General features: G+C 72.5%; 20 protein-coding genes. 3 read left to right on the top strand and 17 right to left on the bottom strand.

Features of this window, described 5'->3' with window-relative positions; genetic code table 11:
- Window positions 1-73 precede the first annotated feature (73 nt).
- Window positions 74-661 carry a TraR/DksA family transcriptional regulator gene (locus tag GXP74_RS10355; RefSeq protein WP_182451200.1) on the bottom strand — a complete coding sequence of 196 codons (588 nt, stop codon included), beginning with the start codon at window positions 659-661 and terminating at the stop codon, window positions 74-76.
- Window positions 662-1,161: 500 nt separating this feature from the next.
- Between GXP74_RS10355 and ileS the strand changes: the two genes are divergently transcribed.
- Window positions 1,162-4,293 carry an isoleucine--tRNA ligase gene (gene ileS, locus GXP74_RS10350; protein WP_182451199.1) on the top strand — a complete coding sequence of 1,044 codons (3,132 nt, stop codon included), beginning with the start codon at window positions 1,162-1,164 and terminating at the stop codon, window positions 4,291-4,293.
- Window positions 4,294-4,560: 267 nt separating this feature from the next.
- On the opposite strand, the gene GXP74_RS10345 is transcribed toward ileS, so the two are convergent.
- The 16 genes from GXP74_RS10345 to rsmH all read right to left on the bottom strand — a co-directional run bounded on the left by GXP74_RS10345 (window position 4,561) and on the right by rsmH (window position 22,673).
- Window positions 4,561-5,847: a DivIVA domain-containing protein gene (locus GXP74_RS10345; protein WP_182451198.1), complete on the bottom strand. Its 1,287-nt coding sequence runs from the start codon at window positions 5,845-5,847 to the stop codon at window positions 4,561-4,563.
- Window positions 5,848-5,894: 47 nt separating this feature from the next.
- A complete protein-coding gene (locus GXP74_RS10340; RefSeq protein ID WP_182451197.1) occupies window positions 5,895-6,179 on the bottom strand; it encodes a YggT family protein in 285 nt (94 codons plus the stop codon).
- Window positions 6,180-6,288: 109 nt separating this feature from the next.
- Entirely contained in the window at window positions 6,289-6,864 is a 576-nt protein-coding gene (locus GXP74_RS10335) for a cell division protein SepF (protein ID WP_182456345.1), read from the bottom strand.
- Between the two features lie 170 nt (window positions 6,865-7,034).
- A complete protein-coding gene (locus GXP74_RS10330) occupies window positions 7,035-7,814 on the bottom strand; it encodes a YggS family pyridoxal phosphate-dependent enzyme (RefSeq protein WP_182451196.1) in 780 nt (259 codons plus the stop codon).
- Window positions 7,811-8,554 carry a peptidoglycan editing factor PgeF gene (gene pgeF, locus GXP74_RS10325; protein WP_182451195.1) on the bottom strand — a complete coding sequence of 248 codons (744 nt, stop codon included), beginning with the start codon at window positions 8,552-8,554 and terminating at the stop codon, window positions 7,811-7,813. The genes GXP74_RS10330 and pgeF overlap by 4 nt, the downstream gene beginning before the upstream one ends.
- A 23-nt stretch (window positions 8,555-8,577) precedes the next feature.
- Window positions 8,578-9,792 carry a cell division protein FtsZ gene (ftsZ, locus tag GXP74_RS10320; protein ID WP_182451194.1) on the bottom strand — a complete coding sequence of 405 codons (1,215 nt, stop codon included), beginning with the start codon at window positions 9,790-9,792 and terminating at the stop codon, window positions 8,578-8,580.
- A gap of 273 nt (window positions 9,793-10,065) precedes the next feature.
- Window positions 10,066-10,851, bottom strand: a complete 786-nt coding sequence (locus GXP74_RS10315) for a cell division protein FtsQ/DivIB (protein WP_182451193.1) — start codon at window positions 10,849-10,851, stop codon at window positions 10,066-10,068.
- Window positions 10,844-11,938 carry an undecaprenyldiphospho-muramoylpentapeptide beta-N-acetylglucosaminyltransferase gene (gene murG / locus GXP74_RS10310; protein WP_182451192.1) on the bottom strand — a complete coding sequence of 365 codons (1,095 nt, stop codon included), beginning with the start codon at window positions 11,936-11,938 and terminating at the stop codon, window positions 10,844-10,846. The genes GXP74_RS10315 and murG overlap by 8 nt, the downstream gene beginning before the upstream one ends.
- A 6-nt stretch (window positions 11,939-11,944) precedes the next feature.
- Window positions 11,945-13,330 carry a putative lipid II flippase FtsW gene (gene ftsW, locus GXP74_RS10305; RefSeq protein ID WP_182451191.1) on the bottom strand — a complete coding sequence of 462 codons (1,386 nt, stop codon included), beginning with the start codon at window positions 13,328-13,330 and terminating at the stop codon, window positions 11,945-11,947.
- Window positions 13,331-13,369: 39 nt separating this feature from the next.
- Window positions 13,370-14,827, bottom strand: coding sequence for a UDP-N-acetylmuramoyl-L-alanine--D-glutamate ligase (gene murD / locus GXP74_RS10300; RefSeq protein WP_182456344.1), 1,458 nt, complete (start codon window positions 14,825-14,827; stop codon window positions 13,370-13,372).
- On the bottom strand, window positions 14,824-15,885 hold the full coding sequence (gene mraY, locus GXP74_RS10295; protein ID WP_182456343.1) for a phospho-N-acetylmuramoyl-pentapeptide-transferase: 1,062 nt from the start codon (window positions 15,883-15,885) through the stop codon (window positions 14,824-14,826). The genes murD and mraY overlap by 4 nt, the downstream gene beginning before the upstream one ends.
- Window positions 15,886-15,962: 77 nt before the next feature.
- Window positions 15,963-17,387 carry a UDP-N-acetylmuramoyl-tripeptide--D-alanyl-D-alanine ligase gene (gene murF / locus GXP74_RS10290; protein ID WP_182451190.1) on the bottom strand — a complete coding sequence of 475 codons (1,425 nt, stop codon included), beginning with the start codon at window positions 17,385-17,387 and terminating at the stop codon, window positions 15,963-15,965.
- A 7-nt stretch (window positions 17,388-17,394) separates the two neighbouring features.
- Window positions 17,395-19,116 carry a UDP-N-acetylmuramoyl-L-alanyl-D-glutamate--2,6-diaminopimelate ligase gene (locus tag GXP74_RS10285; protein ID WP_182451189.1) on the bottom strand — a complete coding sequence of 574 codons (1,722 nt, stop codon included), beginning with the start codon at window positions 19,114-19,116 and terminating at the stop codon, window positions 17,395-17,397.
- A gap of 16 nt (window positions 19,117-19,132) precedes the next feature.
- Window positions 19,133-21,223 carry a penicillin-binding protein 2 gene (locus GXP74_RS10280; RefSeq protein WP_182451188.1) on the bottom strand — a complete coding sequence of 697 codons (2,091 nt, stop codon included), beginning with the start codon at window positions 21,221-21,223 and terminating at the stop codon, window positions 19,133-19,135.
- Window positions 21,220-21,672: a cell division protein FtsL gene (locus GXP74_RS10275; protein ID WP_182451187.1), complete on the bottom strand. Its 453-nt coding sequence runs from the start codon at window positions 21,670-21,672 to the stop codon at window positions 21,220-21,222. Before GXP74_RS10275 ends, GXP74_RS10280 begins: the two co-directional genes overlap by 4 nt.
- A 23-nt stretch (window positions 21,673-21,695) precedes the next feature.
- On the bottom strand, window positions 21,696-22,673 hold the full coding sequence (gene rsmH / locus GXP74_RS10270; RefSeq protein WP_182451186.1) for a 16S rRNA (cytosine(1402)-N(4))-methyltransferase RsmH: 978 nt from the start codon (window positions 22,671-22,673) through the stop codon (window positions 21,696-21,698).
- Window positions 22,674-23,423: 750 nt separating this feature from the next.
- On the opposite strand from rsmH, the gene GXP74_RS10265 reads away from it, so the two are divergent.
- Together GXP74_RS10265 and GXP74_RS10260 are read left to right on the top strand one after the other, a co-directional pair.
- A complete protein-coding gene (locus GXP74_RS10265; RefSeq protein WP_225448590.1) occupies window positions 23,424-23,855 on the top strand; it encodes a carbonic anhydrase in 432 nt (143 codons plus the stop codon).
- A 189-nt stretch (window positions 23,856-24,044) separates the two neighbouring features.
- On the top strand, window positions 24,045-25,040 hold the full coding sequence (locus GXP74_RS10260) for a MoxR family ATPase (RefSeq protein ID WP_182451184.1): 996 nt from the start codon (window positions 24,045-24,047) through the stop codon (window positions 25,038-25,040).
- Window position 25,041 lies beyond the last annotated feature (1 nt).

Genomic DNA, 25,041 nt, shown 5'->3' with positions numbered 1-25,041 from the left:
GGAACCCGGACCGACTCTCGACGACCTGCGCCCGCCGTCCGCGGCCGACGGCCGCGGGCTGTGCCGGACCGCGCTATCTGCGTTCCTGCTTCTGCTTGCACTGCACGCACAGCGTCGCCCGCGGGAACGCCTGCACCCGGGCCTTGCCGATCGGCTGACCGCAGGACTCGCACAGGCCGAAGCCGGTACCGGCCAGCCGCAGCAGCGCCCGCTCGGTCTGCTCCAGCATCTCGCGGGCGTTGGCCGCCAGCGACAGCTCGTGCTCGCGGGAGATGTTCTTCGTCCCGGCGTCCACCTGGTCGTCGCCCGCGCCGTCGCCGGAGTCCCGCATCAGGCCGCTGACGGTCTCCTCCGAGGTCTGGATCTCGGCGCGCAGCGTGGCGGCCTCGCCGCGCAGCTGCTCCTGGAGCTCGGTGACCTCGTCCTGGGTCCACGGGTCCTCGCCGGGGCGCACCGGCAGCGCGCCGGGCCCGGTGTCCGGGACCGCCGCCACCGGCGCCACGGCCACCGGGTCCATCCGGGCGTGGCCCGCCGCCGGTTTGGCGGTGGCCGCGCCGGTCTTGCGCCGGACCACCGCCCGCTCCCCCGGTTCGGCCGCGGTCACCGGGTGGCAACCGCTCCAGCGCGCGCGAGCCGCCCCGCTTCTTGCCTTGTCCGCCATGCCTCAGACCCCTTCACGCCGCAACGGTTCAGTGCCGGAAAGATAATGCGTGACAAACGCCATCACAATGAGACATACCGCAGCACACCCCATGGCTCACTCCCCGGATGTGTGCCCAGAACGTCACCCGATAATCGCCTTCTGTCATCGTTACCGGCGCGTCGCCCGGCGCACGGGTGTCGCAGCGGAGCGAAAATCGGCTTGCCGGGCGCTATAGACTGGCCGCGCAAGGCGTGGATGGGGACGAGTACCGCGGTACGCAGCCGAGAGCGATCCAGGGACGGTGGAAGCCTGGGGGTGTGCGCGGCGGGAAGATCACCCCGGAGCCGCCGGAGGAAAGGCCCCGCGCCGGGGCCGAGTAGAGCCGGCAGCGACCCCTAATGAGGGGGCCGTGCGAGTCCGCACGGCCAAGGAGGGTGGTACCGCGGGGCCGGTGGCCTCGTCCCTCCGTCGGAAGCCGAATGCTGAACGCCGCACTCTCGCGCCGCCGGAGGACCCGTATGACCCAGTACCGCCCCGTACCCGCCCAGGTGGACCTGCCCGCGCTGGAGCACGGCATCCTGTCCTTCTGGCAGGACGGCAAGATCTTCCAGCGCAGCCTGGAGCAGTCCGAGGGCCGTCCCGAGTGGGTGTTCTACGAGGGCCCGCCGACCGCCAACGGCATGCCCGGCGCGCACCACATCGAGGCCCGCGTCTTCAAGGACGTCTTCCCCCGCTACAAGACCATGAAGGGCCACCACGTGGCCCGCAAGGCCGGCTGGGACTGCCACGGGCTGCCGGTCGAGCTGGCGGTGGAGAAGGAGCTGGGCTTCTCCGGCAAGCAGGACATCGAGGCGTACGGCGTCGCCGAGTTCAACGCCAAGTGCCGGGAGTCGGTGACCCGGCACACCGACGCCTTCGCCACCCTCACCAACCGCATGGGCTACTGGGTCGACCTGGACGACGCCTACCGCACCATGGACCCGGACTACATCCAGTCGGTGTGGTGGTCGCTCAAGCAGATCTTCGACAAGGGACTGCTGGTCCAGGACTTCCGGGTGGCGCCGTGGTGCCCGCGCTGCGGCACCGGCCTGTCCGACCACGAGCTGGCCCAGGGCTACGAGACCGTGGTGGACCCGTCGGTCTTCGTCCGCTTCCCGCTCACCTCCGGACCGCTGGCGGGCACCGCCTCGCTGCTGGTGTGGACGACCACCCCGTGGACGCTGGTCTCCAACGTCGCGGTGGCCGCCCACCCCGAGGTGGACTACGTGGTCGCCACCGACGGCACCGAGCGGCTGGTGGTCGCCGAACCGCTGCTGGCCAAGGCGCTGGGCGAGGGCTGGGAGGCCACCGGCGAGCGCTTCACCGGCGCCGAGATGGAGCGCTGGACCTACGACCGCCCGTTCGAGCTGGTCCCGGTGGACGGCGCGCACTACGTGGTCAACGCCGAGTACGTGACCACCGAGGACGGCTCGGGCCTGGTCCACCAGGCCCCCGCCTTCGGCGCGGACGACCTCGCGACCTGCCGCGCCTACGGGCTGCCGATGGTCAACCCGGTGCTCGCCGACGGCACCTTCGAGCCCGACCTGCCGCTGGTCGGCGGGCAGTTCTTCAAGAAGGCCGACGAGGCGCTGGTCGCCGACCTGGCCGCGCGCGGCCGACTGTTCCGGCACGTGCCCTACGAGCACAGCTACCCGCACTGCTGGCGCTGCCACACCGCGCTGCTGTACTACGCGCAGCCGTCCTGGTACGTGCGCACCACCGTCGTCAAGGACGCGCTGCTGCGGGAGAACGAGCGGACCAACTGGTTCCCGGAGACCGTCAAGTACGGCCGCTTCGGCGACTGGCTGAACAACAACATCGACTGGGCGCTGTCGCGGAACCGCTACTGGGGCACCCCGCTGCCGATCTGGCGCTGCGAGCAGGACCACCTGACCTGCGTCGGCTCACTGGCCGAGCTGTCCGAGCTGACCGGCCGCGACCTGTCCGACCTGGACCCGCACCGCCCGTACATCGACGAGGTCACCTTCCCCTGCACCAGCTGCGCGGCCCCGGCGACCCGGGTGCCCGAGGTGATCGACGCCTGGTACGACTCGGGCTCGATGCCGTTCGCGCAGTACGGCTACCCGCTGAAGAACGCCGACCTGTTCGAGCGGCGCTACCCGGCGCAGTTCATCTCCGAGGCGATCGACCAGACCCGCGGCTGGTTCTACACGCTGATGGCGGTCGGCACGCTGGTCTTCGACAGGTCCGCGTACGAGAACGTGGTCTGCCTGGGCCACATCCTGGCCGAGGACGGCCGGAAGATGTCCAAGCACCTCGGCAACATCCTGGAGCCCATCTCGCTGATGGACCAGCACGGCGCGGACGCGGTGCGCTGGTTCATGGCGGCGGGCGGCTCGCCCTGGTCGGCGCGCCGGGTCGGCCACAACACCATCCAGGAGGTGGTCCGCAAGACCCTGCTGACCTACTGGAACACCGTCGCCTTCCAGGCCCTCTACGCCCGCACCGCGAACTGGGCCCCGTCCGCCTCGGACCCGGCCCCGGCGGACCGGCCGCTGCTGGACAAGTGGCTGCTGTCCGAGCTGAACCTGCTGGTCCGGAACGTGGACGAGGCGCTGGACGGCTTCGACACCCAGCGCGCCGGCAAGCTGCTCTCGGCCTTCGTCGACGACCTGTCCAACTGGTACGTCCGGCGCGGCCGGCGGCGGTTCTGGCAGGGTGAGCCCGCCGCGCTGCGGACGCTGCACGAGGCGCTGGAGACGGTGACCCGGCTGATGGCCCCGCTCACCCCGTTCATCACCGAGCGGGTGTGGCAGGACCTGGTGGTCCCGGTGGACCCGGCGGCGCCGGTCTCGGTGCACCTGTCCGACTTCCCGGTGGTCGACGAGGCACTGGTGGACCCGGCGCTGTCGCGGCACATGACGCTGGTCCGGCGGCTGGTGGAACTCGGCCGGGCGACCCGCGCCGACTCCGGGGTGAAGACCCGGCAGCCGCTGTCCCGGGCGCTGATCGCCGCCCAGGGGTACGAGGAACTGCCCGCCGAACTGCTGGCGCAGATCGCCGAGGAGCTGAACGTCACCGCGCTGGAGTCGCTGTCGGCGGTGGGGGGCTCGCTGGTGGACACCACCGCCAAGGCCAACTTCCGGGTCCTCGGCAGGCGTTTCGGCAAGGGCGTGCAGGAGGTCGCGAAGGCGGTCGCCGCCGCCGACGCCGCCGCGCTGGCCGCCGCGCTGCGGACCGACGGCCGCGCGGTGGTCGAGCTGGACGGCGCGCCGGTCGAGCTCGGACCGGACGAGGTGATCATCACCGAGACCCCGCGCGAGGGCTGGGCGGTCGCCAACGAGTCCGGCGCGACGGTCGCGCTCGACCTGCACATCACCCCGGAGCTGCGGCTCGCCGGGCTCGCCCGGGACGCCATCCGGCAGGTGCAGGAGGCCCGCAAGAACAGCGGCCTGGACGTCGCGGACCGGATCGCGCTGCGCTACCTGGCCGCCGAGGCCGACACCGCCGAGGCGCTGGGCGTGCACGCGGCCCTGATCGCCGACGAGGTGCTGGCCACCGACTTCGCCTCCGGCGAGGCCGACTGGGCCGAGGCCGCGCCGTTCACCGACGAGGCGCTGGGGCTGACCTTCTGGCTGCGGAAGGCCTGACCGCGCGGACGGCGGCCACACACGGCGGCGGGGTCGGCGGAGCAGGTCTCCGCCGACCCCGCCGCCGTTTCCGTTCCCGCTCCCGATACCGCCTCCGGCGGGCCGCCCGCTTCCGGCAGGCCGCCCGGGAACGCCGTCGCCCCCTGCCGGAACGTTCCGGCAGGGGGCGAGCAGGTGGTTCCTACGTCAGGGCCTGGGCGACGGGCCGGCCGTCTGGGAAGCGGTCAGCCCGGTGCCCGGTGTCGAAGCGGCCTCGGCGGTGGCGGGTCAGCCCTCGTCGTCCTGGTCGATCAGGAAGCCGCGCATCGGCTGCGGAGCCTGCTGTAGCGGCGGCTGCGGACGGACCGCGGCCATCGGCTGCGTCATCGCCGGAGCCATCTGCTGCTGGCCACCGGCACTCTGGTGCTGCTGGCCGTTGCCCGCGTTGAAGCTGTTGCCGCCGAAGCTGGGCTGGCCGCCGAAGGTCTGGCCGCTGCCGCCGCCGAAGCTGGGCTGACCACCGAAGGTCTGACCACTGCTCATCGGGGAGGCACCGACCGGGGTCATCGCGGGCTGCGGGATCGCGGCCGGGGGGAGCGAGGCCGTGGCGGGCTGGCGCGAGGGGGCGAGCGAGTCGTCCGCCTGCGACTCCAGCTGGCGCAGCTGGGTCTCCAGGTAGGACTTCAGGCGCGTCCGGTACTCACGCTCGAACGCGCGCAGGTCCTCGACCTTGCGCTCCAGCGTGGCGCGGGCGGACTCCAGCGAGCCCATCGCGACCCGGTGCTTCTCCTGGGCGTCCCGCTCCAGCGCGTCGGCCTTGGCACGGGCGTCCCGCTCCAGGCCCTCGGCGCGGCTGCGGGCCTCGCCGACGATCTTGTTGGCCTCGGACCGGGCCTCGGCGATCGCCTGGTCGGCGGTCTGCTGGGCCAGACCCAGAACGCGGGCCGCGCTGTCGCCACCGGGGCTCTGCTGCTGCTGCGGGAACGGCTGCTGCATCTGCTGCATCTGCTGCGGCTGCATCTGCTGCTGCATCGGCTGGAGCTGGCCGCCCATCTGCTGCGGCTGGCCCATCTGCTGCGGCTGACCCATCTGGCCGACGAAGCCCTGCTGGCCGCCCATGGTCCCGCCCTGGAGCTGCGGCGGGCCCTGGAGCTGCGGGGCGCCGGGAAGCTGCGGCGCGCTCGGCAGCTGCGGCGGGCCGGGGTGGCCCATCTGCTGCTGCTGGCCCATCTGCTGCTGGGCGGGCTGCATCTGCGTCTGCTGCATCTGCTGCTGCGACTGCATCTGCGGCGGCATGCCCTGCTGCGGGACCGGCGGGCCGGATATGGCCGCCGGGACGGGCGGGCCGGAACGCTGGTGCTGGTCCTGCTCCTTGCGCAGGTTCTGCTGGTTCTGCGCGGCGGCACGGGTGGCCGCGGCGAGCTTGGCCCGCAGGTCCTCGTTCTCGCGGAGCAGTCGAGTCAGCTCTCCCTCGACCTCGTCGAGGAAGGCATCGACCTCGTCCTCGTCATAGCCTTCGCGGAGGCGGACGGTCGTGAACTGCTTGTTCCGCACGTCCTCGGGGGTCAATGGCATCTCTTCACCTCAACGTGATCGTTCGGACTGCCGGACGTCTGCGTGGTTCACAGAACCTCCACGACGGAGATCAGGATCAATACAGTGATCATCAGTACGAGGAAGGACAGATCGAGCGCCACGCTTCCAAGACGCAGCGGCGGAATGTGCCGCCGCAGGAACTTGAGTGGGGGGTCGGTGACGGTGTAAATGCACTCCAACACCACGATCATGGCGCGGCCGGGCTGCCAGTCGCGCGCCAGCTGGCGCACCCAGTCCATGACCAACCGGGCGAGCAGGATCCCGAAGTAGCAGTACAGCACGATGTACAGCACCTGCCATACGACGTTCACTGCCCCTCCCCTCCTGTCGCTCGGTCCATCAGGTCCTACGTTCGCCCGCCGGGAGCGATTCGATCACTACCCGGCGTCACGTGATCCACACGTAATCGTCCTGCCCTGGTCAGCTCTGGTTGAAGAACCCACCCTCGGCAATCCTGGCCTTGTCCTCCGCCGTGACATCGACGTTAGCAGGAGAGAGCAGGAACACTTTCTGCGTCACCCGCTCGATGCTTCCATGGAGGCCGAAGACCAGTCCAGCCGCGAAGTCTACGAGGCGTTTGGCGTCCGTGTCGTCCATCTCCGTGAGATTCATGATCACCGGAGTGCTCTCACGGAAGTGTTCCCCGATGGTACGGGCCTCGTTGTAGGTCCGCGGGTGCAGCGTTGTGATGCGGTAGGGCTCGCGCTCGGAGGCGGCCTTGGACATGATCACCGGGGCGCTCTTCTCGACATGTCGACGTTCTGGTGTGATGGACGACACTGGAGCCATCCTGGGTTCGGAGCGCATCGGCGCCACGAAGGGAGCCGGCGCGGTGGGCGCGGGGACGGGTCGGGGCACCTCCTCGGTGCGTCCGGTCCGCAGCGGCTCGGGCTCGGGGCCGTAGTCCTCGTCGTCCGGGTCGTAGCTCTGGACGTCGTAGCCATCGTCCTCCAAGAGGCCGAGGTAGATCGCCATCTTGCGCACAGCGCCGGCCATACTCCTGTCCTCCGCTCTGTGGTGGATCGACTTCGTCACCGGTACGCGCCCCGTCGGATTCAGCTCAGTGCGGCGGAGTGGTTCCACGATCCACGGTCTTCCCCTTGAATGAAGGGGAGATTCCAACTTGTCCTGATTTGTTCTGCGATCTGATCTTCTACCCGGTGACGTTACCCGAGGGGTGGCCGCGCACCCAGTACCGCCGTTCCGACGCGCACATGTGTCGCTCCGGCTGCGATGGCCTGTTCCAGGTCGCCACTCATCCCTGCGGAGACCATCGTCGCAGCAGGATGCGCCTCCCGTACACGGGATGCGATTTCCGCGAGCCGGTCGAAAGCGGCGCGGGGGTTTCCGGCGAAGCGGCCGAGCAGCGGCGCCACCGCCATCACACCGTCAAGTCTCAAGCCAGGGGCGGCCTCCAGCGCATCGGCCAGTTCCGGCACGGCGCCCGGGAGCGCTCCACCACGGCCGCCGGCGAATTCACCCGCGTCGGAATCACCCCCGAGATCGACCTGGATCAGGCAGCCCAAAGCGGCGCGCCCGGTTTTCAGGACTCCAGCGGAGAGTGCCTCCACCAGTCGCAACCGGTCAACCGAATGCACTCGGTCGGCGTACCCGAGAACGGAACGGACCTTATTTGTCTGCAATTGACCGACAAAATGCCAACTGAGGGGAAGATCACGGCATTCCACCGCCTTCGGCGCCGCGTCCTGGTCGCGGTTCTCGGCGACGTCGGTGACCCCGAGCCCGCTCAGCAGCCTGACGTCGGAGGCCGGGTAGGTCTTGGTGACCACCACCAGGGTGACCTCGTCGCGCGGGCGCCCGGCGGCGGCGCACGCCGTGGCGATGCGCTGCTCCACCGCGGCGAGCCCGGCGGCCAGTTCGCCGTGCCGCGCCCGCTGCCCGGGGGTGGGGTCCGCGGGCAGCCCCGGGGGTGGATTCTCGGTCATCGGTGCGCGCCTTCCAGCCAGACGTAGCCCGCGAGGCGGCCGGTCCGCTGCTCGCGGCGGTAGGAGAAGTGGTCCGCCGACTCCATGGTGCAGCTGTGCGGCTCGGGGCGTACGGCCACGCCGAGGCGGGTGAGTTGGGCGCGGACCCCGGCCGGGAGGTCCAGCGCCGGGGTGCCCCAGCTGGTCTGCGAGCGGGTGTCCGGTTCGAGAGCGGTGATCTCGTCTTGGAGCGCTGTCGGCACTTCGTAGCAGCGCCCGCAGACGGAAGCACCGATCACCGCGGTGATCCGCTCGGCCACCGCGCCGAGGTCGAGCATCGCCGCCACCGCCGCCGGGACCACCCCCGCCGCCAGCCCCGGCCGTCCGGCGTGCGCCGCCGCGACCACCCCCGCGACCGGGTCCGCCAGCAGCACCGGCACGCAGTCGGCGGTGAGCACCGCCAGCGCCAACCCCCGGCGGTCGGTGACCAGCGCGTCCACGCTCGGCGCCGACCCCTCCGGCTGACGCCCGGTCACCACCGCCACCTCCCGACCGTGCACCTGGTTCATCCAGACCACGTCCGCCGGGTCGAGTCCCAGCGCGGCGGCGGCGAGGCTCCGGTTCTCGCGCACGGTGGCCGGGTCGTCCCCCACCGCCCCGCCGAGGTTGAGCTCCTGGAACGGCGAAGTGCTCACCCCGCCCCACCGGTCGGTGAAGGCGAAGTGAGCACCCTGGTCGTTGCTGAGCCGCTGGCCGATCATGCAGATCAGCCTACTGGCTGGAACTACTTGAGGAAGTCCGGGACGTCCAGCTCCTCGGCCGGGGACTCCACGTACGGCGGACGGGTCTGCGGCACGTGCGGCACCTGCGGCGGGGCCGGGGGCTCGACGTGGCGCGGCGCGGGCTCCTCGGCGCGCGGGACGCTGCCGATGGTGTGGATGCTGCGCCCGGCCGCCGTCGATCCGGAGCGGTTGAACTCGCTCGGGCGCTCCGTCGGCGCGTTCTGCGCCTGGCCGGAACGGACCACCGGGTCGCGGACGATGGTCGGCGGCTGGCCGCCGTCGAACCCGGCCGCGATCACGGTCACCCGGACCTCGTCGCCGAGCGCGTCGTCGATCACCGCGCCGAAGATGATGTTCGCCTCCGGGTGCGCCGCCTCGGCCACCAGCTGCGCCGACTCGTTGATCTCGAACAGGCCGAGGTCGGAGCCGCCGGAGATGGAGAGCAGCACGCCGCGCGCGCCGTCGATGGAGGCCTCCAGCAGCGGCGAGGAGATCGCCATGATCGCCGCCGCCTTGGCCCGGTCCTCGCCCCTGGCCGAGCCGATCCCCATCAGCGCCGAACCGGCGTCCGACATGACCGACTTGACGTCGGCGAAGTCCAGGTTGATCAGACCCGGGGTGGTGATCAGGTCGGTGATGCCCTGGACACCGGACAGCAGCACCTGGTCGGCCGAGCGGAACGCGTCCAGCACCGAGACCTGTCGGTCGGAGATGGACAGCAGCCGGTCGTTGGGGATCACGATCAGCGTGTCGACCTCTTCGCGCAGCTGCGCGATGCCGTCCTCGGCCTGGTTGGCGCGGCGGCGGCCCTCGAAGGTGAACGGCCGGGTGACCACGCCGATGGTGAGCGCGCCCAGCGAGCGGGCGATGTTGGCGACCACGGGCGCGCCGCCGGTGCCGGTGCCGCCGCCCTCGCCCGCCGTGACGAAGACCATGTCGGCCCCCTTGAGGACCTCCTCGATCTCCTCGCGGTGGTCCTCGGCGGCCTTGGCGCCGACGTCGGGGTTGGCTCCGGCGCCGAGGCCGCGGGTGAGCTCGCGGCCGACGTCGAGCTTGACGTCGGCGTCGCTCATCAGCAGGGCCTGCGCATCGGTGTTGATCGCGATGAACTCGACGCCCTTGAGCCCGACCTCGATCATCCGGTTGATGGCGTTGACGCCACCGCCGCCGATGCCGACGACCTTGATGACTGCGAGGTAGTTCTGGGGTGCTGCCACGTCGAAGGCCTCTCGCCTCGGATGTACGGTGCCGAAGGGGCGGGACTCCCCACCCGAACCCTGACCGTGAGGTTTAGGGTTAATGCTGTGTCACTCTTCCATCATCTACTGTCACAGGACACTAGGTCTCCACGCGAATCCATTCAACGGACACGCCGAGCCTGTCGATTTTTCTTGTGAGCCTATGTGATCAATCGTCCGGAGTTGCCACCGGGGTCGCCTTCGCATTCGTCGCCGGGTTCACCCCCGGGGGTGGTCCGGTCCGAGGCGGCGTCAACTCCGCAGCGCCGGGTCGTCCGGGGCGGTGACGTCGTAGGTCGTCGCCTTCTGCTTCAGCAGTGCGGCGAGCACCACCGCCTTGCGCGCGTCCCTTTCCGGACTTCCCCACAGAACCGTTGCGCCACCGACGAGTTGCAATTCCATGTCGTCGTACGAATGCACGACCACCGCCCTGGTGTCCTTGGCCACCGAAGGCGGCAGCGCCTTGGTGACCAGTACCGCGCCGTCGACCAGGGCGGCCTCCGGAAAGTCCGCGAGCGCGGCCTTTCCCGGTGCCGAGAGCGCGAGTTCGACCACCGGCACCCCGGCCGGGGCGGCCGGTCCGGTGGCGAACCGCACCCCGGTCGCGTCGACCAGGGTGTACTGGCCGTCGTCGTCCCTGACCGCGGCCACCGCCACCCGCTCGGTGATCCGCAGCCGCACCGTGTGCGGCAGGTCGGTGCTGACCCGCACCTGGGCCACCCGGGGCAGCGCGTTCAGCACCCGGGCCCGGATCGCCCCGGTGTCCAGTCGCTCCAGCGGCCCGCCCAGCGGAACCCGTGCCGCCGCCAGCACCTGAGCCGGGGTCAGCACCGAGGTACCGCTGACCGCGACCGTCCGCACACCCAGCACCGAGGAGAAGTACACCAGCCAGCAGGCGGTCCCGAGCAGCGCCGCCAGCAGCGCGCCGAGGACCGCGAAGCCGCGCCGGGACAGCCGCAGCCGGGCCGCCCCCGGGCCGGCCCAGGGCCGGTCGGCGGGCGGCGCGGCCGGTGCCGCGGCGGCGGCGCGGTCAGGCACGGCGGCGGCCGGCGATCGCCTCGTACACCATGCCGACCAGCAGGTCGTCGGCGTCGCGGCGGCCGAACTCGGCGGCGGCCCGGCTCATGTCCCACAGCCGCTGCGGGTCGGTCAGCACCGGCAGCAGCTGGCCCAGTACCCACTCGGGCGTCAGTTCCGCGTCCTCGACCAGCAGTCCGCCCCCGGCCCGGACCACCGGCTGCGCGTTCAGCCGCTGTTCGCCGTTGCCGATCGGCAGCGGCACGTAGGCACCGGGCAGGCCGACCGCGCTGAGCTCGGCGACGGTCATCGCCCCGGCCCGGCAGAGCATCATGTCGGCGGCGGCGTAGGCCAGATCCATCCGGTCCAGGTACGGCAGCACCCGGTACGGGGGCATCCCGGGGATCTCGTCGACGTGCGGGAGCTCGTTCTTGGGCCCGACCGCGTGCAGGATCTGCACGCCGTACTGCTGGAGCCGCGGGGCGACCGCCTGGACGGTCTCGTTGAGCCGCCGGGCGCCCTGGGAGCCGCCGGAGACCAGCAGCGTCGGCAGCCGCTGGTCCAGGCCGAAGTGGGCCCGGGCCTCGGGCCTGGCCGCGTTCCGGTCCAGGGTGGCGATGGCCCGGCGCAGCGGGATGCCGATGTAGCGGGCGTGCTGGAGCTTGCTGTCGGGGGTGCTCACCGCGACGAAGTCGGTGCACCGGACGCCGTAGCGGTTGGCCACGCCGGGGCGGGCGTTGGCCTCGTGCACCACGATCGGCACGCCGGAGCGCTTGGCGGCGTAGTAGGCGGACATGGCGACGTAGCCGCCGAAGCCGACCACGGCGTCGGCCCGGGTGCGCTCCAGCACGTCCTGGACCGCCTTGACCGCGCCGCGCAGCCGTCCGGGCAGGGTGATCAGCTCCGGGGTGGCCTTGCGCGGCAGCGCGACCTTGGGGATCAGCGCGAGTTCGTAGCCGCGTTCCGGGACCAGCTTGGTCTCCAGTCCGCTCTGGGTGCCGAGGGCAGTGATCCCGACCGAGGGATCGGCTCTGCGCAGTGCGTCCGCAAGGGCGAGCGCGGGCTCGATGTGTCCGGCGGTCCCTCCGCCGGCGAGTACGACATGCACCGAAATTCACCGCTCCCTGCGCTGCCGGGCCTTCCCGAGCCGCGCGATGGTCCGTTGGGGCAGACCGAGGAGCCTGCCCCGAGCTCTGTTGTTCCGCGCCGCCAGGGCAGCGCGCGCGGCCGGCTCGCTGCGCGCGAAGCAGAGCAGCATGCCGACCGCGAACATGGCCGGGAGCAGCGCCGAACCCCCGTAGGAGAACATCGGGAGCGGGACTCCCGCAATGGGCAGGAGTCCGAGCACCGCACCGATGTTGATCACGGCCTGAGCCATGATCCAGGTGGTGGCGGCTCCCGCCGCGTACCTGGTGAAGGGGTCCTTCGTGCGTTCGGCCACGCGGATACCCGCATACCCTAGTGCCGCGAAGAGGGCGAGCACCGACAGTGTGCCCGCGAGACCGAGCTCCTCGCCGGTGACGGCGAAGATGAAGTCGGTGTGCGGCTCCGGGAGTTGCCCCCACTTCTCGATGCTGGCGCCGAGCCCGGTGCCGAACGTCCCGCCGCCGGCCAGGGCGTAGACCCCGTGCACCGCCTGCCAGCAGGAGCCGTCGGCGGGCATGTGGGTGGCACCGATGCAGTCGAGCCGGCCGAGCCGGTGCGGCACCAGTACGATCAGCGCCGCGCTGAAGCCCATGGCCACCGCGGCGGCGGCGCCGAACAGCCGCATCGGGGCGCCGGAGATCCACAGCAGCCCGAACAGCAGCGCGCAGATGATCATCGCGGTGCCCATGTCGCCCCCGGCCAGGACCAGGGTGAGCAGCAGGACCGCCATCGGTACCAGCGGGACCAGCAGGTGCTTCCACTGGTCCAGCATCCTCAGCTGCTGCTTGCGGGCGAGCAGGTCCGCGCCCCAGAGCACCAGGGCGAGTTTGGCGAATTCGGACGGCTGGATCTGCACCGGCCCGCCCAGCCTGATCCAGTTGCGGTTGCCGTTGACCGAGGTGCCCACGCCGGGGACGGCGACCAGCACCAGCAGTCCGATCACCACCAGCAGCAGCGGGTAGGCCAGCGCCCGGTGCAGCCGGACCGGCATCCGGACGGCGGCGTACATCAGGCCGCCGCCGATGACGACCGAGGTGAGCTGCTTCTCGAAGAAGTACGCGAACGGCAGGCCGTCGTTGCGGGCCTCGATCTGGGAGGCGGAGAACACCATCACCAGGCCGAGCCCGAGGATCATCGCGGCCGAGCCCAGGATCAGGTAGTACGGCGTCAGCGGGCGGGCCAGGCCGCGCTGGAAGCGGGCCCAGGCGGCGCCGGGGCGGCCGAGTCCGCTGCGCGAGCGGAACACCGCGACGTGGGTCTGCGCCGCCTGGGGCGGGACCGCGGGGCGCCGGGCCGGGCGCTTCGGGCGGTCGGCCGGGCGTACCCGGGCCGAGCCGTCGCCTGTCGCTGGCACGGCGTCCCCTCTCCCCTGGTCTGTGCGGTCCCTCCCGGCCTACCCGGCCAGCGCTCGGGCGGCGGCGGCGAACAGGTCGCCGCGTTCACCGTAGTTGGTGAACATGTCCATCGAGGCGCAGGCCGGGGCGAGCAGCACGGTGTCGCCGGGCCGGGCGAGTCCGGCCGCGGCGCGGACGGCCGCGTCCATCGCCGGGGCACCAGTCTGTCCGTCGGGCAGCTCGATGACCGGGACCTCGGGGGCGTGTCGCGCCAGTGCCGCCCGGATCAGTGCCCGGTCGGCGCCCATCAGCACGCTGCCGCGCAGCCGCGGGGCGGCCCCGGCGACCAGGGCGTCCATGTCGGCGCCCTTGGCCAGGCCGCCCGCGATCCAGACCACCGGCTGGTAGGCGGCCAGGGAGGCGGCGGCGGCGTGCGGGTTGGTCGCCTTGGAGTCGTCGATCCAGGTGACCCCGTCGATCTCGGCGACGTGGGCGATCCGGTGCGCGTCCGGGCGGAAGGCGCGCAGGCCGTCGCGGACGGCGCGCGGCTCCACGCCGTACGCCCGGGCGAGCGCGGCGGCGGCGAGCGCGTCGGCGATGTTGTGCGGCGCGGCCGGGCGGACGTCGTCCACCGAGGCCAGCTCGGCGGCGGCGGTGGCCCGTTCGGCGACGAACGCGCGGTCGACCAGCAGGCCGTCGACGACGCCGAGTTGGGAGATGCTCGGGGCGCCGAGGGTGAAGCCGACGGCGCGGCAGCCCTCCTCCACGTCGGCGGCGCGGACCAGGTCCTCGGTGGCCGGGTCGGCGGTGTTGTAGACGCAGGCGATCCGGTTGCCCTGGTAGATCCGGCCCTTGTCGGCGGCGTAGGCCTGCATCGAGCCGTGCCAGTCGAGGTGGTCGGCCGCCAGGTTGAGCACCACCGCCGAGTGCGGGCGCAGCGACGGCGCCCAGTGCAGCTGGTAGCTGGAGAGCTCCACCGCGAGGACGTCGTAGGGCGGTTCGGCGAGCACCGCGTCCAGCACCGAGACGCCGACGTTGCCGACGGCGGCGGTGTGCTTCCCGGCGGCGGTCAGGATCGAGGCGAGCATCTGCACGGTGGTGGTCTTGCCGTTGGTGCCGGTGACGCCCAGCCAGGGGGCGGGTTCGCCGGTGGCGGCCAGCGGGCGGCGCAGCTGCCAGGCGAGTTCGACGTCGCCGAGGACCGGCACCCCGGCCGCCTCGGCGGCCAGGAACAGCGGGCTGTGCGGCGGCCAGCCGGGGGTGGTGACCACCGCCCGGGTGCCCTCGGGCAGGCCGGCGCCGTCGCCGAGCCGTACCGCGACGCCGAGTTCGCGCAGTTCGGCGGCCTGGGCCCGCTGCCGTGGCCCGTCGCCGCCGTCGACCACGGTGACCTCGGCGCCGAGTCCGCGCAGCACCTTGGCGGCGGGGACGCCGGAGATGCCGAGCCCGGCGACGACGACCGGCAGGCCCTGCCAGTCGTCGGCCGAGGCGGGCGCCGACTGCTGCCGGACCGTCATGAGGCCACCCATCCGGCGTAGAAGAGGCCGAGGCCGACCGCCACGCACAGGCCCTGGATGATCCAGAAGCGGACCACGATCAGGACTTCGGACCAGCCCTTGAGTTCGAAGTGGTGCTGTAGCGGCGCCATCTTGAAGACCCGCCTGCCGGTCGTCCGGAAGGAGGTCACCTGGATCACCACGGAGAGCGTGATCAGCACGAACAGGCCGCCGAGGATCGCCAGCAGCATCTCGGTGTGCGAGCAGATGGCGAGCCCCGCCAGGGCGCCGCCGAGGGCCAGCGAGCCGGTGTCGCCCATGAAGATCTTCGCGGGCGAGGTGTTCCACCACAGGAACCCGAAGCAGGCGCCCATCAGCGCGGCCGCGACCACGGCCAGGTCCAGCGGGCTGCTGACCTGGTAGCAGTTGGGCCCGGCGGTGTTGGCCGAGCCGCAGGTCTGGCCGTACTCCCAGATGCCGATGAAGGTGTAGGCGCCGAAGACCATCACCGACGCGCCGGTCGCCAGGCCGTCCAGACCGTCCGTCAGGTTCACGCCGTTGGACATCGCCAGGATCATGAACAGCGCCCAGAGCACGAACAGCACCGGGCCGAGCGACCAGGAGAAGTCCCGGACGAAGGACAGGTTGGTCGAGGCCGGGGTGGTGCCGGAGGAGTCGGCGAAGTTCAGCGAGCCGACCGCGAAGACGATGCCGACGATCAGCTGTCCGGCCATCTTGGCCTTGGCCCGCAGCCCGAGCGAGCGCTGCTTGACGATCTTGATGTAGTCGTCCAGGAAGCCGACCAGGCCCATCCCGGTGAACAGGAAGAGCACCAGCAGCGCCGAGGCCGAGGGCATCGACCCGACGATGGCCTTGGTCATCCCGTACGCGATCAGGGTGGCCAGGATGAAGGCGATACCGCCCATGGTGGGGGTGCCGCGCTTGCTGTGGTGGGCCTTCGGCCCGTCGTCGCGGATCATCTGGCCGTAGCCGTGCTTGGCCAGGATCCGGATCAGCACCGGGGTGCCGACCAGGGACAGGACCAGCGCGAAGGCCGCCGCGAACAGGATCTGACGCATCGGCGAACTGCTGGTGGAGGCCAGTTCGACCAGCGCCGGGCCGCGCCCGACGAGGGCGGTGCCGGCTAGGACTTGACTCACGAGGACGCTCCGTCCACCGTGCCGGCGGCGTCGGCCAGCAAGGCCTCGGCGACTCGTTCGAGCCCGACCGAACGCGATGCCTTCACCAGCACCACGTCCCCCGGGCCGACCTGCTCACGCAACAATCCGATCGCCGCATCCGCATCGGACACCAGCACCGACTCCTCACCCCACGAACCTTCGTTCCTCGCGCCCAGCTCCATGCAGGCCGCTTCCCTGCCGCCCACCGCCACCAGAGTGGAGATGTTCAGCCGCACCGCCAGCCGGCCCACCGCGTCGTGCTCGTCGAGGGAGTCCTCGCCGAGTTCCCGCATCTCCCCCAGCACCGCCCAGGTACGGCGGGCCTCGGGCCCCCTGCCGCCGATCGCGGCGAGCGCGCGCAGGGCGGCCCGCATCGAGTCGGGATTCGCATTGTAGGCGTCGTTGATCACAGTGACGCCGTCCGGACGTTCCGTCAGTTCCATCCGCCACCGGGACAGGTTCCCGGCCTCGCTCAGCGCGGCGGCCGCCCCGGCGACGTCCAGGCCGCACTCGATCGCCACCGCCGCCGCCGCGAGGGCGTTGGACACCTGGTGCTCACCGTAGAGCCGGAGCGCCACCGGTGCGGAACCGGCGGGCGTCAGCAGGGTGAAGGCGGGGCGACCGGCGGGGTCCAGCCGGATGTCGGTGGCGCGTACGTCGGCCCGTTCGGACTCGCCGAAGTAGACCACCCGGGCCTTGGTCCGCGAGGCCATCGCGGACACCAGCGGGTCGTCCGCGTTCAGCACCGCCACACCCTCGGCGGAAAGTGCCTCGACGAGTTCGCCCTTGGCCTCGGCGGTGCCCTCGCGGCTGCCGAACTCGCCCAGGTGGGCGGCGCCGACGTTGAGCACAAGACCGATCCGGGGCGGGGTGATCCGGGTCAGCTCGGCGATGTGGCCCTTGCCCCTGGCGCCCATCTCCAGCACCAGGAAACGGGTGTCGGCGGCCACCCGCAGGGCGGTCAGCGGCAGTCCGATCTCGTTGTTGAAGGAGCCCTCCGTGTACACGGTGCTGCCGATCCGGCCGAGCAGCTGGGCGATCAGGTCCTTGGTGCTGGTCTTCCCGGCGGAGCCGGTGAGGCCGATCACGGTGGTGTCGACGGCGCGGGCGGTGACCTCGTGGGCGAGCCGTCCGAGCGCTCCCACCACGTCGTCGACGATCACGGCCGGGACGCCGACCGGGCGCGAGGCCAGGACCGCGACCGCGCCCCGGGCCACCGCCCCGGCCGCGTAGTCGTGGCCGTCCACGCGCTCGCCGACGACGGCGGCGAACAGCGCGCCGGGGACCACCTGCCGGGAGTCGTGCACGACCGGCCCGGCGACCGGCAGGCTCGGATCGGGGGTGTCGGACAGGGTCCCTCCGGTGGCCTGGGCCACCTCGGCGAGGGTCAGGGGGATCACGTTGGCTCTACTCCTTGGCGTCGCCGGGCCGGTGGCGCTCGGCGTCAGTGGTCGGGCCCGACCGGATGATCGCCTCGCGCAGCACCGCGCGGTCGTCGAAGGGTCGGATCTCGTCGCGCACGTACTGTCCGAGCTCGTGGCCCTTGCCCGCGACCAGGACGCAGTCGCCGGGGTGGGCCAGTGCCACGGCGGTGGCCACGGCCCGGGCCCGGTCGGGCTCGACCACGACCGATCCGCGTTCCGTCTCGGGCACCTCGACCACGCCGCCGAACATCGCGGCGAGGATCGCGAGCGGGTCCTCGCTGCGGGGGTTGTCGCTGGTCAGCACGGCGGTGTCGGCGTAGCGGGCGGCGATGGCGCCCATCGGGCCGCGTTTGAAGGGGTCGCGGTCGCCGCCGCAGCCGACGACCACGTGGACCTGGCCCTTGGTGACCTCGCGCAGTGAGCGCAGCGCGGCCTCCAGGGCGTCCGGCTTGTGCGCGTAGTCGACCACGGCGACGAACGCCTGTCCGACGTCCACCCGCTCCATCCGGCCGGGCACGCCGACCACCGCGGCGACCCCGGCGGCGGCGTCCTCCAGCGGCAGTCCGGCCTGGACCAGGGCGGTGATCGCGCCGAGGGCGTTGGCCACGTTGAAGGGGCCGGGCAGCGCGACCGAGGCCTCGGCCCGGGCGCCGTCGGGGCCGACCGCCCGGAACACCGAACCGGCCGGGCCCAGTTGGACGTCCTCGGCGCGCCAGTCGGCGGCCGGGTCGCCCTGCGCCGAGTAGGTCACCACCGGGATCGGCGCCTCGGCGGCCAGTCGGCGGCCGTAGGGGTCGTCCAGGTTGACCACGCCGCGGCGGGCCCGGGTGGGCTCGAACAGCGCGGCCTTGGCCCGGTAGTACTCCTCCATGTCGGGGTGGAAGTCCAGGTGCTCCGGCGTCAGGTTGTTGAACATGGCGACGTCGTAGACCACGCCGTCGACCCGGCCGAACACCAGCGCGTGGCTGGAGACCTCCATCACCAGGGCGTCCGCGCCGCGTTCGCGCATCACCGCGAGCACCGCGTGCAGGTCGGTGGCCTCCGGGGTGGTCCGCTCGCTCTTGATCCGCTCCTCGCCGACCCGCATCTCCACCGTGCCGACCAGGCCGGTGACCCGGCCGGCGGCCCGCAGGCCGCCCTCGACCAGGTAGGCCGTGGTGGTCTTGCCGTTGGTGCCGGTGACCCCGATGGTCAGCAGCGACTCGGCGGGACTGCCGTAGAGGACGGCGGCGAGCGCGCCCATCCGGGTCCGCGGCCGGTCGACGACCAGCAGCGGCAGCCCGCACCCGGCCGCGCGGCGGGCGCCCTCGGCGTCGGTCAGCAGCGCGACCGCGCCGAGTCCGGCGGCCTGGGCGGCGAAGTCGGCGCCGTGCGCGTGGGCGCCCGGGAGCGCCGCGTACAGGTCGCCGGGGCGGACCGCGCGCGAGTCGTGGGTGATCCCGGTCACGGCCGGTGAGGAGGACCGCTCGGGCACCGCCGGGAGCCCGAGCAGCGCCGCCACCTCCGCGAGCGGGACCGGGCGGGGTTCTGCGGGGCGGGGCGGGGCACTGGCGTGGCGCGCCGCCACCGCCGTGCTGTCGTGGGGCTCCTGATCACGTGAGGGCACGGCCGTGAGGTTACCCGTACCGACCTGCCCGGGGCCAAGCGAGGGGTCCCCGGGGGCGGCAGCTGACGTCCCGTCGCCGGACGATGTGACGGAACTCATAGTTGATCTCCTCGACTCACCAGTTGACCGGCAGGTTCGCCGGGGCGCCGCCGGTCGGCGGCACCTGGAGGCTCTTCAGGGCGAACTCCATGACCTGTTTGAACACCGGCCCGCACAGTTCGCCGCCGAAGTGCCCGTTGACCGGGTCCTGCACCACGCAGGAGACGGTGATCCGGGGCCGGTCGGCCGGGGCGAAGCCGATGAACGACGAGGTGTACCCGCTGTACCGGCCGGTGGCCGGATCGACCCGGTTGGCAGTGCCGGTCTTGCCCGCGACCAGGTAGCCGGGGATCTGCGCCATGATGCCGGTGCCCTCCTGGCTGGCCACCACCGACTGAAGCATTCCGGCCAGGGTCCGCGCGGTCTGCGCGCTGACCACCCGGGTCTGCGCGGGGGCGGCCGCGGGCACGAACCGCCCGTCCGGCCCGGTCACCCCGGCGACCAGGCTCGGCGCCACCCGGACCCCGCCGTTGGCGATGGTCGAGTAGACCGAGGTGGTCTGCAGCGCGTTCACCGCCAGCCCCTGCCCGAACGGGATGGTGTACTGCTGCGATCCGGACCACTGGCCCGGCGGCGCCAGGATGCCCTGGGTCTCCCCGGGGAACCCGAGCCCGGACGGTTGGCCGATACCGAACTTGGTCAGGTAGCCGTAGAGCACCCGGTCGGCCTGCTGCTCGGTCGGGCCCAGCTGCTCGGCGGCCAGTATCGTGCCGATGTTGGAGGACTGCGCGAGCACCCCGGCCAGGGTCAGGTGCTCGGTGCCGTGCGCCACGTCGTCGTGGAAGACCGTGCCCGCCCGGGGCAGCGTGCCGGGGACGGTCACCCGGGTCAGCGGGGTGGCCACGTTCTGCTGGAGCACCGCCGCCATGGTCATCAGCTTGCTGACGCTGCCCGGCTCGTAGGCGTCCTGCAGCGCGGCGTTGCCGAGGTCCGTGGGATCGGCCCGGGCCAGGTTGTTCGGGTCGAAGCCGGGGGCGGTGGCCATCGCCAGGACCTTGCCGTTGCCGACGTCCTGGACGATCACGTAGCCCTTCTCCGCCCCGGCCGCCCTGACCTCGGCGGTGATCGCCTGCTGCGCCTCCCACTGGATGTCCCGGTCGATGGTCAGCCGGATGTCCGATCCCGGCACCGGCGCGGTCTCCCGGTCGCCGGAGGCGGGCACCTGCTGCCCGCCGGACTGGGCGTAGGTGGTCTTCCCGTTCTTCCCGGACAGCAGCGTGTTGTACTGCTCCTCCAGGCCGCCCGCGCCCTGCCCGTCGGCGTTGACGAAGCCGATGACGTTGGCGGCCAGGCCGGCGTCGGGGTAGACCCGCTTGGTGTCCTGCTGGTGGAACACGCCGTTCAGCACGTTGGCGCAGCCCTCGTCGATCCGGCCGCTGTCGCCCGCCTTCAGTGCCAGGTTGTTCTCGGCCAGGCAGCCGCCGCTCCAGGCCTGGGCGACCAGCTTGTCCTCCAGCGCGGTGACCTGGTTCCAGGTCTGCGGCGACTGCTGCTTGGCCAGCAGCGTGTAGCGGTCGCCGGGGCCGGTGTAGGTCAGGTCCTTGGTCAGCGTGGCCACGTCCGTGCCCAGCATCGGCGCGAGCAGGTCGGCGGCCCGGGCCGGGGCGTCCGGGATGTGCGCCTGGCCGGGGGTGAACATGTACGGGTCGGCGGTGATGTCGTAGGCGTTGACGGTGGTGGCCAGGACCACCCCGGCGTCGTCGGTGATGGTGCCGCGCTGGGCCGGAAGCGTCACCGTCTGGTAGAGGTTCACGTTGGCCTCGGCGGCCAGCGCCGGGGCGTCCACCAACTGCAACTGGACCAGGCGGCCGACGAAGAGCGCGAAGGTGAGGCCGAGGGCGATGGTGGCCAGCCGCAGCCGCCGCCGGGGCGCGGCCAGCTTCAGCGCCGCCGGGGCGGGCGGGGCCGGGCGGCGCGGCCCGGCGGGGCGGGCGGCGGCGGGCTTGGCGGCGGCGGGCCGGGCGGCGGCCTTGGCGGCGGCGGCCTTGGCGGCGGGGCGGGCGGGCTTGGCGGCGGGCCGGGCCGGGGCCCGGCCGGTGGCCTTTCCGGCCGACGGGCGCGGCGCCGGGGGGCGGCGGGGCGGCTGGGGGCGGCGCGGCTCGGTCATCCGTTGCCGCCCGGGGGCAGTGGCCGCGGGCTGCCGAGCACGGTCCCGTCGTCCTTGAGGAAGGCCGGGACCCCGCCGGGGACCATGCCCAGCTTCCGGGCCCGGGCCGCCAGCTGGTCCGGCGCGGACCAGCCGGCGATCTGCTGTTGCAGGCCCTGCTGCTCGTCCGTCAGCCGGGTGGTCCGCTGCTGGAGCTGGGTCAGCTCGAAGGTCCCCTGGTTCAGCGCGGTGTTCAGCAGCAGCAGCGCCACCAGTCCGGCCGACAGCAGCAGCGCCACCAGCGCGGCGAACGGGCCGCGCCCGCTGGACCTGGCGCCGGAGCGGCCGCGCGGACCGGCGCCCGACCTGCCGCCGGTCCGGCCGCGCCCGGGGCGGCGGCCCGGCTTGTCCGCCGCCGGAGGGCGCTGCCGCGCCGGGGCGGCCTCACCGCCGACTCTTCCCACAGCCACGCCGTCCCCTCCTGCCGCCCGGACTACTTGCCCGACAGCCTGATTCTCTCCGCCGCACGCAGCCGAGCCGGGGTGGCGCGACGGTTGTCGGCGATCTCTTGCTCGGTCGGCAGCTCCGCGCCCCGGGTCAGCAGCTTGAACCGGGGCTGGTGCTCCTCCGGTACGACCGGTAGTCCGGGCGGCGCGGTGACCGCCGCTCCGGCCGCGAAGAACTGCTTCACCAGCCGGTCCTCCAGGGACTGGTAGGACAGCACGGCGATCCGGCCGCCCAGCGCCAGCGCGTCCATCGCGCCGGGGATCGCCCGCTCCAGCACCGACAGTTCACCGTTGACCTCGATCCGCAGCGCCTGGAAGGTGCGCTTGGCCGGGTTGCCACCGGTACGGCGGGTGGCGGCGGGAATGGCATTGCGCACCAGTTCCACCAGACGCGCGCTGTTGCTGAACGGTTCCCGCTCCCGCTCCCGCAGGATCACCGAGGCGATCTTCCCCGCGAACCGCTCCTCGCCGTAGACCTTGAGGATCCGGGCCAGGTCGCCGTGCGAGTAGGTGTTCAGCACCTCGGCCGCGCTGATCCCGGTGGTCTGGTCCATCCGCATGTCCAGCGGGGCGTCCTGGGCGTAGGCGAAGCCGCGCTCGGCCTCGTCCAGCTGCATCGAGGAGACCCCGAGGTCGAACAGCGCCCCGTGGATCTTCTCGATGCCGAGCTCGCCGAGCACCCGGGGGATCTCGTCGTAGACCGCGTGCACCAGGGTCGCCCGCTCCCCGAACGGGGCCAGCCGCTCACCGGCCAGCCGCAGCGCCTGCGGGTCCCGGTCCACCGCGACCAGCCTGGCCTCGGGGAAGGCGCGCAGCAGCGCCTCGCTGTGGCCGCCGAGGCCGAGTGTGGCGTCCACCACGACCGCGCCGGGGCGGTCGGTCAGGGCCGGGGCCAGGACGTCCAGGCAGCGCTGGAGCATCACCGGCACATGCTTGGCCTGGGGGGCCTGGGGGCCGGTGCTCATGGAATTGCCTTCCTTGACTTCCGCTCCGGCCTGCGGGCCGGAGGGTTCCCCGCGGGCGCGGAACTCTCCCGCCCGGCGGCTACGGCACTGTACAGCAGCCCGGACGCCGCCCCGGGCGGGCCGGTTCGGGGCACGCACCGCCTGGTCCCCGCCCGCTCGCCTTGGGGAAGGAGCCCTCTGGCGCCGGGGAAGGGGCGTCAGCGGGCAAGGAGCGGGTGGAGGCCGGGACAGTGCGTACCTGCCGCGCCCAGCGGGCCGCACCCGGTCGCGGGACGCGGGACGCGGTCACCCCGCGTGACCACGGGACGGCACTCGCTCGACGTGGCGTCACTTTACTCCACGGCTCCCCCGGGTCAACCGGATGCGACGGCGCACGCCCTTGCTCCGTTTTGGCGAAACCGCAGGTCAGAGCGGTATCGCTGGGCCGCGAGGGGCGCGTACCGGTGTCCGGCGCGCCGCCGGTACCACCCCTGGGCCGAGAAGACCACGCGAACGGAGTACCCGGCGCGGGCCCGCGGCCGCCCGCCCGGGGCGCTCGGCGCGGGATATGCCGTGCGTCACAGCGCCCGGGCACACCTCCCGGCCGCCCCACCGGGGACCGCCGTTCCCACTACCGTCAGCGGTATGACCGCGACTCCTGATCTGTCCCCCGCCCAGACCAACGGTTCCCGCGCCGACGAGCCCGCGTCCATCATCGACAGCTTCGTCACCCGCAACCGCGGCTACGCCGCCCAGTTCCGCGACGGCGGCATGGACGCCCGTCCGGTCCAGCACGTCGCCGTGGTGACCTGCATGGACGCCAGGCTCGACGTCCACGCCGCGCTCGGCCTCGCGCTCGGCGACTGCCACGTCATCCGCAACGCCGGGGGCGTCGTCACCGACGACACCATCCGCTCGCTGACGGTCAGCCAGCGCGGCCTCGGCACCCGTTCGATAGCCCTGATCCACCACACCGGCTGCGGGCTGCTCAGCCTCACCGAGGACTTCCGGAACGAGCTGGAGCAGGAGGTCGGCATCCGCCCGTCCTGGGCGCTGGAATCGTTCACCGACCTGGACCAGGACGTCCGCCAGTCCATGGCCCGGGTGCGCACCTCGCCGTTCCTGCCGCACCGCGACGACATCCGGGGCTTCGTCTTCGACGTGCGCACCGGCCTGCTGCGCGAGGTCGCACCGGCGGCCTGACCGACCCGCTGCCACTGCGGACATACAGCCCTACAAGCTGCCCAATCGGGCACCGCTCGGAGCTCCGCGCGCATACGAATCGCCCGGTCGAGTGACGGGAAGCCCCGGTTCAAGGAACAATGCGCACACGGGAGGGCCTGAACCGGGGAAAGAGGTGACGGCCCCGCAACAGGGCCGAGGAGCATCCGGGTGACAACCTTCAACGAGCAGGCCAGTCTCGACCAGCCCCGCGCAGCGGGGCTGGCGGAGCTCGGAGCCGTGGTGGAGCGGATCCGCTCCTCGGTGGAGAGCGTCATCGAGGGCAAGCCCGCCGTGGTCAGACTGGCGCTCACGGTCCTGCTCGCCGAGGGCCACCTGCTCATCGAGGACGTCCCCGGCGTGGGCAAGACCATGCTCGCCAAGGCGCTGGCCCGCTCCGTCGACTGCACCGTGCGCCGGATCCAGTTCACCCCCGACCTGCTGCCGTCGGACATCACCGGCACCAGCGTCTTCGACCAGAACCGGCGCGACTTCGAGTTCAAGCCGGGCGCGATCTTCGCCCAGATCGTCGTCGGCGACGAGATCAACCGGGCCTCGCCGAAGACCCAGTCCGCGCTGCTGGAGTCGATGGAGGAGGGCCAGGTCACCGTCGACGGCACCAGCTACCCGCTGCCGACGCCGTTCATGGTGATCGCCACCCAGAACCCGGTGGAGATGGAGGGCACCTACCCGCTGCCCGAGGCCCAGCGCGACCGGTTCATGGTCCGGATCTCCATCGGCTACCCGAGCCCCGAGGCCGAGTTGCAGATGCTGGACGTCCACGGCGGGCTCTCCCCGCTGGACGACCTGCGGCCGGTGGCGCACGCCGACGACGTCTCCAAGCTGATCGAGGTGGTGCGCGGCATCCACGTCGCGGACGAGCTGCGCCGCTACGCGGTCGCCATCGTCGCCGCCACCCGCACCAGCCCGGAACTGCGGCTGGGCGCCTCCCCCCGGGCCACCCTGCACCTGCTCCGGGCGGCCCGCGCCGCCGCCGCGCTGGACGGCCGCCAGTACGTGATCCCGGACGACCTGCAGGCCCTCGCGGTACCGGTGCTGGCCCACCGGCTGCTGCCCACCGCCGAGACCCAGCTGGGCCGACGCAGCACCGAGCAGGTCGTCCGCGACCTGGTGCTACAGCTGCCGATCCCCCGCCTGGGCCGCTGAG

Origin of the sequence: Streptacidiphilus sp. P02-A3a, from assembly GCF_014084105.1 — a bacterium.
Lineage (GTDB): Bacteria > Actinomycetota > Actinomycetes > Streptomycetales > Streptomycetaceae > Streptacidiphilus.
Note: the sequence above shows the minus strand (reverse complement) of the source record. Positions and strands in the feature narration are given on the sequence as shown.

What these genes read in the sequence shown, in the direction of transcription:
- GXP74_RS10335 (WP_182456345.1), bottom strand. Translation starts at nt 6,864, where the DNA reads ATGGCCGGCGCTGTGCGCAAGATGGCGATCTACCTCGGCCTCTTGGAG.
- GXP74_RS10330 (WP_182451196.1), bottom strand. Translation starts at nt 7,814, where the DNA reads ATGACCGAGAATCCACCCCCGGGGCTGCCCGCGGACCCCACCCCCGGG.
- rsmH (WP_182451186.1), bottom strand. Translation starts at nt 22,673, where the DNA reads ATGAGCACCGGCCCCCAGGCCCCCCAGGCCAAGCATGTGCCGGTGATG.
- pgeF (WP_182451195.1), bottom strand. Translation starts at nt 8,554, where the DNA reads ATGATCGGCCAGCGGCTCAGCAACGACCAGGGTGCTCACTTCGCCTTC.
- murD (WP_182456344.1), bottom strand. Translation starts at nt 14,827, where the DNA reads ATGACGGTCCGGCAGCAGTCGGCGCCCGCCTCGGCCGACGACTGGCAG.
- mraY (WP_182456343.1), bottom strand. Translation starts at nt 15,885, where the DNA reads ATGCGTCAGATCCTGTTCGCGGCGGCCTTCGCGCTGGTCCTGTCCCTG.
- GXP74_RS10285 (WP_182451189.1), bottom strand. Translation starts at nt 19,116, where the DNA reads ATGAGTTCCGTCACATCGTCCGGCGACGGGACGTCAGCTGCCGCCCCC.
- GXP74_RS10280 (WP_182451188.1), bottom strand. Translation starts at nt 21,223, where the DNA reads ATGACCGAGCCGCGCCGCCCCCAGCCGCCCCGCCGCCCCCCGGCGCCG.
- GXP74_RS10345 (WP_182451198.1), bottom strand. Translation starts at nt 5,847, where the DNA reads ATGCCATTGACCCCCGAGGACGTGCGGAACAAGCAGTTCACGACCGTC.
- GXP74_RS10355 (WP_182451200.1), bottom strand. Translation starts at nt 661, where the DNA reads ATGGCGGACAAGGCAAGAAGCGGGGCGGCTCGCGCGCGCTGGAGCGGT.
- GXP74_RS10265 (WP_225448590.1), top strand. Translation starts at nt 23,424, where the DNA reads ATGGACGCCCGTCCGGTCCAGCACGTCGCCGTGGTGACCTGCATGGAC.
- ileS (WP_182451199.1), top strand. Translation starts at nt 1,162, where the DNA reads ATGACCCAGTACCGCCCCGTACCCGCCCAGGTGGACCTGCCCGCGCTG.